The following is a 15,457-nucleotide window of genomic DNA, read 5'->3' on the forward strand; positions in this document are numbered from 1 at the left end:
CGCCCCGGCTCCCCGGCAAAGGACGGCATTCGCTATTTTGTTCGCCGCCGACCCCACCGGCCGACTGTCCCGCACCCCAAGCCCGAGGAGCCGGCCGTGGAAGCCGCTGCCACCACCTGCTACCGCCACCCCAAGGTGGAGAGCCATGTGCGCTGCACTCGCTGCGACCGCTACATCTGTCCCGACTGCATGCGTGAGGCGGCTGTCGGCCACCAGTGCGTGGAGTGTGTGAAGGAGGGACACAGGAGCGTCCGGCAGGCACGCACGGCCTTCGGCGGAAAGGCCGGCGCGTCCGCGACGGTGACGTACGCGCTGATCGCACTCAACCTCGTTCTGTATCTGGGCGAGCTGGTGCGTCCCGAACTGGTCGACCGGTTCGGGATGCTGGGCGCTGGACTGGCGGGCCCCTCCGGGGAGTTCTACATCTACGAGCCGGGCCCCGTCGTCGGAGACTACGACGTGGTGGGCGTCGCGGCCGGTGAGTGGTACCGCCTGCTCACGGGCGCGTTCTTGCATCTGAACGCGACGGAGACGACGTTCGGCATCATCCATGTCGTTCTGAACATGTTCGCGCTCAAGAACCTGGGTCCGGTCGTCGAGAGCCGGCTCGGCCGGGCGCGCTTCCTCTTCCTCTATCTGCTCTCGGCCCTCGGCGGCTCCGTCCTCGTCTACCTCATCTCCCCGGGCGACCTCGCGGTGGGCGCCTCTGGCGCGATCTTCGGCCTGGCCGGCTCCTTCTACGTCATCAGCCGCCGGTTGAACCACGACATGCAGGCCGTCAACCGGTTCATGGCGGGCTTCCTGCTCTGGATGGTGATCTCCGCCGGATTCACCTCCTGGGAGGGCCACCTGGGCGGCCTCCTCGTGGGCGGCGCCGTCACCCTGACCTTCGCCTACGCCCCACAGAACCGCCGCACCCTGATCCAGGCGGCCGCGGGCGTCGCGATGCTGGCTCTGCTCGTCACCCTGGTCGTTCTGAAGACCTCGGCGCTCGCAGCCGGTACGGCATGACCCGGGCGACTCCGCCGCACCGCTTCGGCATCGCCGCGCTCTCCCCGGAACTGCGGGCGTGGACCCGTTCTCACCGAGCGTAGCCGCGCGGCATTCGCGCCGTGAGCGCGAACCCGAGGATCCGCGTCCGCGAACACACCGCGGCGCCTGCCGGTCGTCCGGTCGGGGACAGTTGGCAGGCGCCGCGGTCAGTTCCGTACGCCGTTGTACGGGACGTATTGGGGGTGGGGCTCAGACCGTCAGCGCACGGTCCGTCGGGCGGATCGGCGCGGGCAGTTCGCTCACGCCCGTCAGGTACCGGTCCACGCCCCGCGCCGCCGAGCGGCCCTCGGCGATGGCCCAGACGATCAGGGACTGGCCGCGGCCCGCATCACCGGCGACGAAGACACCGTCGGCGTTCGTCGCGAAGTCCGCGTCACGCGCCACGTTCCCGCGCTCGTCCAGCTCCACGCCGAACTGGGAGACGAGACCGTTCTGGACGTCCGTACCGGTGAAGCCCATGGCGAGGGTGACCAGCTGGGCGGGGATCCTGCGCTCCGTGCCCGGCTTCTGCGTCAGCTTGCCGTCCACGAACTCGACCTCGATGAGGTGCAGGAACTGGACGTTGCCGTCCTCGTCGCCCTCGAAGTGGGTGGTGGAGACGGAGTAGACCCGCTCGCCACCCTCCTCGTGCGCGGACGTCACCTTGTAGAGCATCGGGAACGTCGGCCAGGGCTGGCCCACGTTCCGGTCGTCGCCCGGCCGGGGCATGATCTCCAGCTGGGTGACGGACGCCGCGCCCTGGCGGTGGGCCGTACCGACGCAGTCCGCGCCCGTGTCGCCGCCGCCGATGACCACGACGTGCTTGCCCTCGGCGGTGATCGGCGGGGCCACGAAGTCGCCCTCGACGACCTTGTTGGACAGCGGCAGGTACTCCATCGCCTGGTGGATGCCGTTCAGCTCGCGACCGGGCACCGGCAGATCGCGGGCGGTCGTGGCACCGGCCGCGATGACGACGGCGTCGTACCGGCGGCGCAGCTTCGCCGCGTCGATGTCCCGGCCGACCTCCACGCCCGTGCGGAACTTGGTGCCCTCCGCGCGCATCTGCTCGATACGGCGGTTGATGTGCCGCTTCTCCATCTTGAACTCGGGGATGCCGTAACGCAGCAGCCCGCCGATGCGGTCTGCGCGCTCGTACACGGCGACCGTGTGGCCCGCCCGGGTCAGCTGCTGCGCGGCGGCCAGGCCCGCGGGACCCGAGCCGATGACCGCGACCGTCTTGCCGGACAGCCGCTCGGGCGGCTGCGGCTTGACGTCGTTGGCGTCCCACGCCTTGTCGATGATCGACACTTCGACGTTCTTGATGGTGACGGCAGGCTGGTTGATGCCGAGCACACACGCCGCCTCGCACGGAGCGGGGCACAGCCGGCCCGTGAACTCCGGGAAGTTGTTGGTGGCGTGCAGTCGCTCGCTCGCGGCCTGCCAGTCCTCGCGGTAGGCGTAGTCGTTCCACTCGGGGATGAGGTTCCCGAGCGGACAGCCGTTGTGACAGAACGGGATACCGCAGTCCATGCAGCGCCCGGCCTGCTTGCTGATGATAGGCAGCAGGGAGCCGGGGACGTAGACCTCGTTCCAGTCCTTGACGCGCTCACCGACGGGACGGGTCTTGGCGACCTCGCGCCCGGTGGTCAGGAAGCCCTTGGGGTCAGCCATTTGTCGCCGCCTCCATCATCATCTCGGTGGTCTCCTGCTCGGAGAGACCGGCGAGCTCAGCGGCGTCCTTGGCGGCGAGCACTGCCTTGTAAGTGGTCGGGATGATCTTGCTGAACCGGTCGACGGCCGCGGCCCAGTCGACCAGCAGCTTCTCGGCGACGGTGGAGCCCGTCTCCTCGTGGTGGCGGCGCACGACGTCGTGCAGCCACTGCTTGTCGGTGTCGTCCAGCCCCTCGACGGCCTCGGCGTTGCCGACGTTGACGTTGTCCGGGTCGAGGTCGATGACGTACGCGATGCCGCCGGACATACCGGCCGCGAAGTTGCGTCCCGTCTCGCCGAGCACGACGGCGTGGCCGCCGGTCATGTACTCGCAGCCATGGTCGCCCACGCCCTCGGAGACCACCAGCGCACCGGAGTTGCGGACGCAGAAGCGCTCGCCGGTGCGGCCGCGCAGGAACAGCTCGCCGCCGGTCGCGCCGTAGGCGATGGTGTTGCCCGCGATGGTCGAGAACTCGGCCAGGTGGTCGGCGCCGCGGTCCGGGCGGACGATGACGCGGCCGCCGGAGAGGCCCTTGCCGACGTAGTCGTTGGCGTCGCCCTCCAGGCGCAGCGTGACGCCGCGCGGCAGGAACGCGCCGAAGGACTGGCCGGCCGAGCCGGTGAAGGTGATGTCGATGGTGTCGTCGGGCAGGCCCGCACCGCCGAACTTCTTGGTCACCTCGTGGCCGAGCATCGTGCCGACGGTCCGGTTGATGTTCCGGATCGCGATCTGGGCGCGGACCGGCTGGGCCTGCTCCGCGGAGCCGGCGGCCAGAGCGTCGGCGGCCAGCTCGATCAGCTCGTTGTCGAGGGCCTTCGCGAGGCCGTGGTCCTGCTCGACCACCTGGTGGCGTACGGCGCCGTCGGGCAGCTCGGGAACGTGGAAGAGGGGCTCGAGGTCGAGGCCCTGCGCCTTCCAGTGGTTCAGGGCCCGGGTGGTGTCCAGCAGCTCGGCGTGGCCGACGGCCTCTTCCAGCGTGCGGAAGCCGAGCTCGGCGAGCAGCTCACGGACCTCCTCGGCGATGAACTCGAAGAAGTTCACGACGAATTCGGCCTTGCCTGCGAAGCGCTCGCGCAGCACCGGGTTCTGGGTGGCGATACCGACCGGACAGGTGTCCAGGTGGCAGACCCGCATCATCACGCAGCCGGAGACGACGAGCGGCGCGGTCGCGAAACCGAACTCCTCGGCGCCCAGCAGCGCGGCGATGAGGACGTCACGGCCGGTCTTCAGCTGGCCGTCGGTCTGGACGACGATACGGTCGCGCAGTCCGTTGAGCAGCAGCGTCTGCTGGGTCTCGGCGAGGCCGAGCTCCCAGGGGCCGCCCGCGTGCTTCAGGGACGTGAGCGGCGAGGCGCCCGTGCCGCCGTCGTGGCCGGAGATGAGGACGACGTCCGCGTGTGCCTTGGACACACCGGCGGCGACCGTGCCGACACCGACCTCCGACACCAGCTTCACGTGGATACGTGCCGCGGGGTTGGCGTTCTTGAGGTCGTGGATCAGCTGGGCCAGGTCCTCGATGGAGTAGATGTCGTGGTGCGGCGGCGGGGAGATCAGACCGACACCGGGGGTGGAGTGCCGGGTCTTGGCGACCCACGGGTAGACCTTGTGGCCGGGCAGCTGGCCGCCCTCACCGGGCTTGGCGCCCTGGGCCATCTTGATCTGGATGTCGTCCGCGTTGACCAGGTACTCGGAGGTCACGCCGAAGCGGCCGGAGGCGACCTGCTTGATGCTGGACCGCCGCGCCGGGTCGTACAGACGGTCCGGGTCCTCGCCGCCCTCACCGGTGTTGGACTTGCCGCCCAGCTGGTTCATGGCGATGGCGAGGGTCTCGTGCGCCTCCTTGGAGATGGAGCCGTACGACATGGCGCCGGTGGAGAAGCGCTTGACGATCTCGGCGGCCGGCTCGACCTCGTCGATGGAGATCGGCTGCCGGTCCCCGGGCTTGAAGCCGAACATGCCGCGCAGCGTCATCAGCCGCTCGGACTGCTCGTTCACCCGGCCCGTGTACTGCTTGAAGATGTCGTACCGCTTGCTGCGCGTGGCGTGCTGCAGGCGGAAGACCGTCTCCGGGTCGAAGAGGTGCGGCTCGCCCTCGCGGCGCCACTGGTACTCGCCGCCGATGTCCAGCGCACGGTGCGCGGGTGCGATGCCGCTGGCCGGGTACGCCTTGGCGTGCCGGAGGGCGACCTCCTTGGCGACGACGTCGAGGCCGGCGCCGCCGATCTTCGTCGCCGTGCCGTTGAAGTACTTGTCGACGAAGGACTCGTCCAGGCCGACGGCCTCGAAGACCTGGGCGCCGCGGTAGGAGGCGACGGTCGAGATGCCCATCTTGGACATGACCTTGAGGACGCCCTTGCCGAGGGCCTTGATCAGGTTGCGGATGGCCTGTTCGGGCTCGATGCCTTCGATGAACGTACCGGCGCGCACCAGGTCCTCGACGGTCTCCATCGCCAGGTACGGGTTGACGGCGGCGGCACCGTAACCGATCAGCAGCGCAACGTGGTGCACCTCGCGGACGTCACCGGCCTCGACCAGCAGGCCCACCTGGGTGCGCTGCTTGGTGCGGATGAGGTGGTGGTGGACGGCGGCGGTGAGCAGCAGCGACGGGATCGGCGCGTGCTCGGCGTCGGAGTGCCGGTCGGAGAGCACGATCAGCCGGACGCCGCTCTCGATCGCGGCGTCGGCCTCGGCGCAGATCTTCTCGATACGGGCGGCGAGCGTCTCGCCGCCGCCGGAGACCCGGTAGAGGCCGGAGAGCGTCGCGGCCTTCATCCCGGGCATGTCGCCGTCGGCGTTGATGTGGATGAGCTTGGCCAGCTCGTCGTTGTCGATCACCGGGAACGGCAGGGTGACCGAGCGGCAGGAGGCCGCGGTCGGCTCCAGCAGGTTGCCCTCGGGGCCGAGCGAGGAGATCAGCGAGGTGACGAGCTCCTCGCGGATGGCGTCCAGCGGCGGGTTGGTGACCTGCGCGAACAGCTGGGTGAAGTAGTCGAAGAGCAGCCGGGGGCGCTCGGACAGTGCCGCGATCGGGGAGTCCGTACCCATCGAGCCGATCGGCTCGGCGCCGGCTCGGGCCATCGGCGCGAGGAGGACGCGCAGTTCCTCCTCGGTGTAGCCGAAGGTCTGCTGGCGGCGGGTGACCGAGGCGTGGGTGTGGACGATGTGCTCGCGCTCGGGCAGGTCCTCGAGCTCGATGATCCCGGTCTCCAGCCACTCCTGGTACGGCTGCTCCGCCGCCAGGGCCGCCTTGATCTCGTCGTCCTCGATGATGCGGTGCTCGGCCGTGTCGACGAGGAACATCCTGCCGGGCTGGAGGCGGCCCTTGCGGACGACCTTGGCGGGGTCGATGTCCAGCACGCCGACCTCGGAGGAGAGGACGACCAGACCGTCGTCGGTGACCCAGTAGCGGCCGGGGCGCAGACCGTTGCGGTCCAGCACGGCGCCGACCTGGGTGCCGTCGGTGAAGGTGACACAGGCCGGTCCGTCCCAGGGCTCCATCATCGTGGAGTGGTACTGGTAGAAGGCCCGCCGCGCCGGGTCCATGGAGTCGTGGTTCTCCCACGCCTCGGGGACCATCATCAGGACGCTGTGCGGCAGCGAGCGGCCACCGAGGTGGAGCAGCTCCAGGACCTCGTCGAAGGAGGCGGAGTCGGAGGCGTCCGGCGTGCAGACCGGGAAGATCCGGGCGAGATCCTGGCCTTCTTCGCCACCGAAGAGGTCGCTGACCAGCTGCGACTCGCGGGCCTGCATCCAGTTGCGGTTGCCCTTGACCGTGTTGATCTCGCCGTTGTGCGCGACGAAGCGGTACGGGTGGGCGAGCGGCCAGCTCGGGAAGGTGTTCGTGGAGAACCGGGAGTGGACGAGCGCGACGGCGGTGGCGAAGCGGCGGTCCGACAGGTCCGGGAAGAAGGGCTCCAGCTGGCCGGTGGTCAGCATGCCCTTGTAGACGATGGTGCGGGCGGAGAGCGAGGGGAAGTACACCCCGGCCTCGCGCTCGGCGCGCTTGCGCAGCACGAACGCCTTGCGGTCGAGGGCGATGCCGCTGTTCACGCCGTCCGAGACGAACAGCTGGCGGAAGACCGGCATCGTCGAGCGGGCGGTGGCACCGAGCAGTTCGGGGGCGACGGGGACCTCGCGCCAGCCGAGGACGTTCAGGCCCTCCTCGGCGGCGATCGTCTCGATCCGTGAGACGGACTCGTCCTCGGCGCCCTCGGGGACGAAGGCGATGCCGACGGCGTACGAACCGGCCTCGGGAAGCGCGAAGCCGGTGACCTCGCGCAGGAAGGCGTCCGGGACCTGGAGGAGGATGCCGGCACCGTCACCGGAGTCGGGCTCCGAACCGGTGGCGCCGCGGTGCTCGAGGTTGCGCAGAACGGTCAACGCCTGCTCGACCAGCTCATGGCTGGCAACACCGGTGAGGGTGGCCACGAACCCGACACCACAGGCGTCGTGTTCGTTACGGGGGTCGTACATCCCCTGCGGGGCAGGGCGACCGTCCATGGGCGACCAGGCGTCGGAACGCATCGGCTCTCCCGTCGTCGTCGTGGCATATGCAAGTGCCAGAGGGACGACGTTGGCCCTCCGTGAAATTTCGTGCAGGTTACATGATGGAGTGATTCTCGAGAAGCGGATAGCCCATTCCAACATGCGGACACCGCTCAGGGGTTTTCGGTAGCGGCGCAGGTGGGGACGGGTACGGACAGATCGGCATCCGTGACCCGTGGTGCAGCGCAGGCCTCATTGCCCGCAGCGCTTACGGCTCATGCCCGGTGGTTAAGGATTCGAAACCGCCGAGTAACGGCTGACATGTGGAACCACGGCCAGTGTCGCATCGGGAACGCGATCCGGCACCGGGACGTGCGTCACAAAGACATGGCCGCAGCCTCCGGAACGGGGATCCGGAGGCTCCCCGGCCATCGCCACGGCACCGGCCGACCCCGCACACCCGGCCCGGCACCGCGCACACGACCCGGCACCGCGCACGCGACCCGCGCCGGCCGACCAGTCGGGCACAGGCAACGGCGCGGTAGCAGCCGCAGGCCGGTCCTTCACCCCGCCGGGCCGGCGGGGTGAAGGACCGGCCCGGTCAGACCGCTGCCCCGACGACGGATCCGATCCCGTAGGTCACGGCGGCAGCGGCGCCACCCAGCGCCAGCTGCCGGAGACCGCTGAACCACCAGCCGCGGGCGGTCACCCTGGCGACGAGCGCACCGCAGGCGAAGAGACCGAGCAGTGCGAGGAGGACCGCGGGCCACAGGGTGGTGGCACCGAGGAGATAGGGCAGCACCGGCAGCAGGGCGCCGAGCGCGAACGAGCCGAAGGACGACACGGCGGCGAGGGTGGGCGACGGAAGGTCGTCCGGGTCGATGCCGAGCTCCTCGCGGGCGTGGATCTCCAGCGCCTGTTCGGGGTCCCTGGACAACTGCATGGCCACCTCGCGGGCGAGCCCGGGCTCGACACCACGGGCCACGTACAGCGCGGCCAGCTCCTCCATCTCGTCGACCGGGTGCTTGCGCAGCTCCCGCCGCTCGACATCCAGCTCCGCCTGGACGAGCTCGCGCTGCGAGGCCACCGACGTGTACTCACCCGCGGCCATCGAGAAGGCACCGGCGGCGAGACCGGCGAGCCCGGTGATCACGACGGTCTGCTGGGACACGGCCCCACCCGCGACGCCGGTCATCAGGGCGAGGTTGGAGACGAGCCCGTCCATCGCGCCGAACACCGCGGGACGAAGCCAGCCGCCGTTCACATCGCGGTGCGTGTGATTGTCGCGGTGCGCCTCGTGAAGTGTTGCCTCGGTTTCGATGATGGACACAGCTCTCCCCTTGACCAGTTGCCCCAGGGCGGTTCGTACCTGCGTCCCGCACCTCTCAATGCCTCGAAAGTACGCGCGATGTAAGGACCGCGCCAGCAAGGCAGGCTTTACTTACCTGCGGTCAGCCGAGTGACACGCGGGTCCCCGGCAGAGCGCGGCGCACCCCATGTGGCAGAGATCCAGGACAGGCTCGGTGCCGCACGAAGGGGTGACGCGTTGGAGTGGATTGCATGCGATCGGGCCCGCGGCGCGCTGCTCGGGCTCGCCGTCGGCGATGCGCTCGGAGCGCCCGCGGAGAACATGCGGCCGTCCGAGATCCGGCGCCGGTGGGGACGGATCGAAGGCTTTGTCACGGACAACCCCGCGGGCACGGACGACACGGAGTACGCCATCTTCTCCGGGCTGCTGCTCGCCAGGCACGGCTCCGCGCTGACCGTCTCACATGTCGAGAACGCGTGGCACCACTGGATCGCCGACCTCGACGAGGGGCCCTTCCGGGGGGCCGGCTTCAGCGAGCGCGGCACGCTGGAGAACCTCCGCCGCGGACTGGCGGCCCCCATCACGGCCCAGCACCGGCACGCCTGGAGCGACGGGCTCGCCATACGGGCGGCGCCCTTCGGCGTCTTCGCGGCGGGCGACCCCGCGGAGGCCGCCCGGCTGGTCGCCATCGACGGCTGCGTCAGCCACGACGGGGAGGGCATCTACGGCGGCCAGGCGGTGGCGGCAGGGGTCGCGGCGGCCGTGGCGGGCGAGGGACCCGCCGGAATCATCGGTGCGGCCCTGTCGGTGGTCCCGATGGACTCCTGGACCGCGCGCTCCATGCGGCGTGCGATCGTCGCGGCGGAGCGGGCGGATCCCGACCCCCTCACCCGCGAGCGCATGGTCCGCTCTGCGGTCGTCATCGGCGGCTACCCCTGGACGGACCTGGCACCCGAGGCCGTGGGCCTCGCCTTCGGCGCCTTCGCCGCGGCCCGGGGCGACTTCCGTACGTCGGTCCTGACCGCGGTCAACATGGGCCGTGACGCCGACACGACGGCGGCGGTGGCCGGAGCCCTCGCGGGCGCCATGTCGGGGGCCCGCTCCATCCCCGCGGACTGGGCAGCCGCGATCGGCCCGGTCCGCGGCAGCTGCCTCCCCTCCATGCGCGGCTACCACGTCCTGGACATCGCCGACCTCCTCACCCCCGACGACGACACCGAGGCCCTGTCATGCCCCCCGGCCCCCTAGACCCCGCGCCCGGGCCCGCCTCCGAGCCCCCGGAGACCTTCCCGGACCTCGACCCCGACGCGGACACCGGCCCAGCCGTGGACCCGGAGGTCCAGGGGCCCCTGCCACCCCCGCCCCACCCGGACCCCCGGCCGAACGGACCTTTGCCCGGGGCGCCGGGCGCCGGCGACGCCTCCGACAGCCGCGGCACACCAGACACCGACGCAGGTCCCGGTCACGCCTCCGGCAGCCGCAGCGCTCCGGACACCGGTGATCGTCCCGGCCGCGCCGCCGACGGGCACGGGACACCGGCCACCGCCGCCCGCCCCCACCACGCCTCCGGCAGCCGCAGCGCTCCGGACACCGATGATCGTCCCGGCCGCGCCGCCGACGGGCACGGGACGCGATCGCTCCAGGACCCGTCGCCCGCGTCCGCTCCCCCGGACGAGCCGCGGCGGGCCGGTGCCCGGCCGGCGCGCGAGGTGCCGGGGACCTCACCGGGCGCCGCCGGGGTGCCGCACCACGCACTCGCCGACGTCGCCGGGTCGGTCGCACGCCCCTACGCGACACCGGTGAGCTCAGAGGCCTCACGGCCGCGCGAAGGGCGGAGCCGGGGCCCGTCCCGGGGGGCGGCCGGTGAACGCCGGCCGGCACCCCGGGACGGCGGGGAAGCGCCCTCCGTCCGCCAAGGTGCGACGGCGCCTTCCGCCCACCCGGGCGCGACCACGCCCTCCGTCCGCCAAGGTGCGACCGCACCTTCTGCCCGCCAAGGCGCGACCACGCCCTCCGCCCACCCGGGCGCGACCACGCCCTCCGTCCGCCAAGGCGCGACCCGCACCCTTCGCTCCCGCGTCGAAGGACTCCTTCTCGGCCTTGCCGCGGGTGACGCCGCCGGGTGGCCGGCGGCGCGGCACCGGGCCGCGCGGATGCCCGAGTGGACCCGGCGGCTCACCCGTGAGCTCGACACCTTCGCCGAGCAGAACGCCACGACCACGCTCCCTGTCCCCATCGCCCTCAACCAGCCCCCCGAGCCCCTCCGTCTCGGCCCCTCCGACGACGCCGAGTGGGCCGCTTTCACCGCCGGGACCGTCATCACCGCCGCCGATCACTTCGACGGCCCCGACCTCGACCGCCGTATGCGCGCCGCGGTCGACCTCGCCTGGAACGCTCTCGCCGGGAAGGTCGCGGCTGCCGCCGCCCGCGCCCCCGAGGTGGAGTCCGCCGTACTCCCCCTGCGCGCCCGGATCTCCGTTCGCGCCGGTCTCGGCAACCTCGCCACCGGTCTGCGCCCGCCCGCCACCGGCCACGACAACCCGCACTACTTCGACGACGCCGCCTGCGTGCGCGCCGTGGTCCTCGCCGCCGTCCACCCCGGCAACCCGCTAGCCGCCGCCGAACTCGCCGAGTTCGACGCCCGCTACACCCAGGACGGCGACGGCGTCCACGGCGCCCGCGCCATGGCGGCGGCCGTCGCCGCGGCGCTCGGTGGCGCGCACGTCGACACGGCCGTCGACGCCGCCCTCCACCAGCTCCCCGACACGACCGAGATCGGCCGCAACGCCCGGCACGCCGTCGAACTCGCCCGTGCCGCCGAGGACGCGTTCTCCCTGGTCCCGCTCCTGGAGCACCAGATCGTCGACCACGTCTACAGCTACGGCATCGCGGCGGCAGAAACCGTCCCCGTCGCCCTCGCCCTCGCCACCGCCGCCCGCGGTGAGGTCGCCGGTGCGATCCCCGCCGCCGCCTGCCTGTCCCGCGTGGCCGACTCCGCGCCCGCCCTCGCCGGGGCGTTGACCGGTGCGCTGGGCGGGGGCGCGGCCGTCCCCGCCGCGTGGCGGGACGCCTGCCGCATCCTCGCCGGCTGCGCCCTTCCCCGCCTCGCGGGCACGGATCTCGTGGAACTCGCCGGGCTGCTGGCCCGGACGACGCGTCCATGACCCACGGCCGTCCGCCCTGTGCCGCCCTGGCGCGGAATGCCGGGCACCGGACACGAATGCCCGCCCCGGCATTCCGCCCCCGCGACCACCCCAGGTGGACAATTCCGGCATGACACTCTCATCGCTCCCGACTGTCGCGACACTCGACGACCGGATCACGGGCTCGCTCGTCGGCGCGGCGGTCGGCGACGCCCTCGGCGGCCCGGTCGAGGGCTACACCCCGGAGCAGATCGTGGAACGCCACGGTGGCCGCGTGCGCGGCATCGTCGGACCGTGGCACGGTGACGACTGGCGGACCGCCCGCCCCATCGCGCCCTACCACAAGGGCGACGGACACGTCACCGACGACACCCTCATGACGCACGCGCTCGTACGCGTCTACGCGTCCGTGCGCGACCACCTCGACGCCTACGCGATCGCCGACCACCTCGTCCCCGACCTCGTCTCCAACCCGCGCTGGATCCCCGAGCTCGAAGCCGAGGCGCTTCTCCTCCAGCGGGTCTTCCTCGCCGAGAAATGGCTCGCCGCCCGCATCCACTACGGCCACGCCGACCCGCGCGAGGCGGGCAACGGGAACATCGTCAACTGCGGTGCGGCGATGTATATGGCGCCCGTCGGTCTGGTGAACGCCGCGAACCCGGCCGCCGCGTACGCCGAGGCGCTGGACGTCGCCGGCGCCCACCAGTCCTCGTACGGCCGTGAGGCTGCGGGAGTCTTCGCCGCGGCGGTCGCGGCGGCCTGCGCGCCCGACGCGAGCCCGGGAACCGTCGTCGACGCCTGTCTCGCCCTCGCCAAGGACGGCACCCGCTCGGCGATCGAGGCGGTGGCGGAAGCCGCCGCCCGGCACAGCGACTTCGAGTCCGCGCTGGCGCCCCTGCGCGAGGCCGTCGCCCCCTTCGACACGGTCGGCCCCGACTACCGGGCGCCCTCCCTGGCGGCCCGCCGCCCGTCGCGGCTGCACGCCGTCGAAGAACTTCCCGTCGCCCTGGGCATGCTGCTCGTCGGCGACGGCGACTACCGCCGTACGGTCCTCGGAGCCGTCAACTACGGGCGCGACTGCGACTCGATCGCCACCATGGCGGGAGCGATCTCGGGGGCGCTGCACGGCGAGGAGCCGGTCCCGCCCGACTGGGTGAAGACCGTGGCCGAGGCCAGCCGCCTCGATCTGCACGCCCCGGCACGGACACTGACGGAGGTCACGTACGAGATCTTCGACCGCGACACCGAACGCCGCCGGACCCATGAATCGGCCTTCGCCCGCCTGACGGACGCCCGGTGAACCTGCGCCTCACCTGGGTCCAGCCCGAGGATCTGGTGGGCCACGAGCTCCGCCAGGCCGAGGAGGACGGCCGCGACGCCTCGGACATCGCGCACCGCTGGCACACCTCGGGCGGCGCCACCGCCCCTGCGTCCGCCGGTGCGTCCCCCGCTCCCGCATCCCCTCACGTCCGCGCCCTGGCCGTACGCCTCCTCGACGAACTGGACCGCCTTCCCTCCCCCTCGGCGGACCTGGAACCGACCCCCCTGCACGAGATCCGCGCGGCCTGCCCCTCCTGGCCCGACCGGGACGACCTCCCGGCGGGGCAGGGGCTTCCCACGGGACGGGGTCTCCCCACGGAGCGAGGCCACGACGCGGGGCAGGGGGACGACGTGCTCCTGCACCGCCTGCACGCCGCCTGGCTCGGCCGGGCCGCCGGGTGTCTGCTCGGCAAGCCCGTGGAGAAGCTGGCCCTCCACGCGATCCGTGCCCTCGCACGGGCCACCGGCAACTGGCCTCTCGGCACCTGGTTCACCGCCAAGGGCGTCCCCGCCGGGCTGCTCGCCGAACATCCCTGGAACAGACGTTCCGCGGCCACCTCCCTCGCGGAGAACATCGACGGCATGCCCGAGGACGACGACCTCAACTACCCCCTCCTCAACCTGCTGCTCCTCCAGCGGTACGGACACGGCTTCAGCACCGCGGACGTCGCGCGGCTCTGGCTCGACGAACTCCCCGCGGGCCGCACCTTCACCGCTGAGCGTGTCGCGTACCGCAACCTCCTCTCCGGGCTGGGGCCACCGCTCACCGCGGCTCACCACAATCCGTTCCGGGAGTGGATCGGCGCCGCCATCCGCGCGGACACGCACGGGTGGACGCACCCCGGCGACCCGGCGGCCGCCGCCGCGCAGGCGCACCGCGACGCGGCGCTCACCCACACCGCCAACGGCGTCTACGGCGCGATGTTCGTCGCGGCCGCACTCGCCGAGGCGGCCACGGGCACCGCGGATGTCCATCAGTGCCTGCGTACCGCACTGCGCGTCGTCCCTCCCCGCTCCCGCCTCGCCGAAGCCGTCCTTCTCGGCATCGAAACGGCCGACGGGCACAAGGACTTCGACGACGTCGTGGATCGCCTCCATGCCGCCTACGGCACCTACCACTGGGTGCACGTCATCCCCAACACCGCCCTCCTGTGCGCCGCCCTCACCCACGCCGACGGCGACTTCTCCGGCTCCATCTGCCGTGCCGTGTCCGGCGGCTGGGACACCGACTCCAACGGCGCGACCGCCGGTTCTCTCGCCGGGCTGCTCGCCGGACACCCCGACCGGCTGCCCGAGCGGTGGACCGCCCCGCTGAAGAACCGGCTCTCGACCACGGTCACCGGTTTCGACGGCATCGGCTTCGACTCCCTCGCCCACCTCACGCGCGCCCAGATCACCCTCCGGGAGGACCTCCGCCCATGACCGGCATCGTGGTGCTCGGCAGCACCAACATGGACCTCGTCGCGTACGTCACCAAGGCCCCCGAGCGAGGAGAGACCGTCACGGGACGCGAGTTCCGTACGGTTCCCGGCGGCAAGGGCGCCAACCAGGCGGTGGCCGCCGCACGCGCCGGCGGCGACGTATCGATGATCGGCGCCGTCGGCACCGACGACTTCGGCGTACGTCTGCGGGCCACGCTCGACGGCTCCGGCGTCGACACCGACCTGCTGCGCACCGCCGAGGGCGCCTCCGGCACCGCGCACATCGTCGTCGACGACGAGGGCGGCAACGCGATCGTCGTCATTCCTGGCGCCAACGGCACCGTCGATCACCTCACCCCTGGCGACGAGGCCGTCATCGGCTCCGCGGACGCTCTGCTCCTCCAGCTCGAACTTCCCCTGGCCGGCGTGATCGCCGGAGCGGAGGCCGCTCGCCGGCACGGTGTACGCACCGTGCTCACCCCCGCGCCGGCCCAGCCCCTGCCGTCCGAACTGCTCGCCGTCACCGACCTGTTGGTGCCGAACGAGCACGAGGCCGCCGTCCTCGCCGGCACCACGGATCCGCGCGCCGCCGCAGCGGCGCTGCTGGTCCAGGTGCCCGAAGTGGTGATCACCCTCGGCGCGGAGGGCAGCCTCTACGCCGCCCGCGGCGCCGAACCTGTCGCCGTCCCCGCCCCCCGCGTACGCGCCGTCGACACGACCGCGGCGGGCGACACCTTCGTGGGCGCCCTCGCGGTGGCCCTCGTCGAGGGCAGGCCGATGCCCGCGGCGATGGCGTGGGCATCGGCAGCCGCCGCGATCTCCGTCCGGCGTCCCGGCGCCTCCTCCTCGATGCCGACGCGGCCCGAGATCGACGCGGCCGTGGACGACGGCACCGCCTCCTAGCGGGGCAGCCCGGACCGGCCCGGGCCGAAGAGCGTGTGTGCCGGGGCCGGCGCGCCCGGCAGCATCCACAGGACCCACAGCCCACCCACCGCCAGGGCCGTATCCGCCGGAGACGTCCCCGCAGGAGCCTCGC

Annotated in this window: 9 protein-coding genes; 6 read left to right on the forward strand and 3 right to left on the reverse strand. The window is 72.2% G+C overall.

Annotation, left to right across the window (positions count from 1 at the left end; genetic code table 11):
• Positions 1-96: 96 nt before the first annotated feature.
• The gene (locus tag ACFU5O_RS26595; protein ID WP_384244392.1) at positions 97-1,011 is read left to right on the forward strand and encodes a rhomboid family intramembrane serine protease; all 915 of its coding nucleotides are present in this window, start codon (positions 97-99) and stop codon (positions 1,009-1,011) included.
• Between the two features lie 231 nt (positions 1,012-1,242).
• Here ACFU5O_RS26595 and ACFU5O_RS26600 read toward each other — a convergent pair whose 3' ends face one another.
• The 3 genes from ACFU5O_RS26600 to ACFU5O_RS26610 all read right to left on the reverse strand — a co-directional run bounded on the left by ACFU5O_RS26600 (position 1,243) and on the right by ACFU5O_RS26610 (position 8,558).
• Complete coding sequence (locus ACFU5O_RS26600; RefSeq protein WP_384244393.1) at positions 1,243-2,703, reverse strand: glutamate synthase subunit beta; 1,461 nt, start codon at positions 2,701-2,703, stop codon at positions 1,243-1,245.
• Positions 2,696-7,267, reverse strand: a complete 4,572-nt coding sequence (gltB, locus tag ACFU5O_RS26605; protein ID WP_384244395.1) for a glutamate synthase large subunit — start codon at positions 7,265-7,267, stop codon at positions 2,696-2,698. The genes ACFU5O_RS26600 and gltB overlap by 8 nt, the downstream gene beginning before the upstream one ends.
• A 562-nt stretch (positions 7,268-7,829) precedes the next feature.
• Positions 7,830-8,558, reverse strand: coding sequence for a VIT1/CCC1 transporter family protein (locus ACFU5O_RS26610; protein WP_384244396.1), 729 nt, complete (start codon positions 8,556-8,558; stop codon positions 7,830-7,832).
• A 216-nt stretch (positions 8,559-8,774) separates the two neighbouring features.
• On the opposite strand from ACFU5O_RS26610, the gene ACFU5O_RS26615 reads away from it, so the two are divergent.
• The 5 genes from ACFU5O_RS26615 (at position 8,775) to rbsK (ending at position 15,324) form a co-directional block, all read left to right on the forward strand.
• Positions 8,775-9,785, forward strand: a complete 1,011-nt coding sequence (locus tag ACFU5O_RS26615; RefSeq protein ID WP_384244397.1) for an ADP-ribosylglycohydrolase family protein — start codon at positions 8,775-8,777, stop codon at positions 9,783-9,785.
• Between the two features lie 551 nt (positions 9,786-10,336).
• A complete protein-coding gene (locus tag ACFU5O_RS26620) occupies positions 10,337-11,701 on the forward strand; it encodes an ADP-ribosylglycohydrolase family protein (protein ID WP_384244468.1) in 1,365 nt (454 codons plus the stop codon).
• A gap of 109 nt (positions 11,702-11,810) precedes the next feature.
• Positions 11,811-12,980 carry an ADP-ribosylglycohydrolase family protein gene (locus ACFU5O_RS26625; RefSeq protein WP_384244398.1) on the forward strand — a complete coding sequence of 390 codons (1,170 nt, stop codon included), beginning with the start codon at positions 11,811-11,813 and terminating at the stop codon, positions 12,978-12,980.
• A complete protein-coding gene (locus ACFU5O_RS26630; RefSeq protein ID WP_384244399.1) occupies positions 12,977-14,422 on the forward strand; it encodes an ADP-ribosylglycohydrolase family protein in 1,446 nt (481 codons plus the stop codon). The genes ACFU5O_RS26625 and ACFU5O_RS26630 overlap by 4 nt, the downstream gene beginning before the upstream one ends.
• Positions 14,419-15,324, forward strand: coding sequence for a ribokinase (rbsK, locus tag ACFU5O_RS26635; RefSeq protein WP_384244400.1), 906 nt, complete (start codon positions 14,419-14,421; stop codon positions 15,322-15,324). The genes ACFU5O_RS26630 and rbsK overlap by 4 nt, the downstream gene beginning before the upstream one ends.
• Positions 15,325-15,457 lie beyond the last annotated feature (133 nt).

The sequence above is a fragment of the Streptomyces sp. NPDC057445 genome (assembly GCF_042802855.1).
GTDB lineage: Bacteria > Actinomycetota > Actinomycetes > Streptomycetales > Streptomycetaceae > Streptomyces.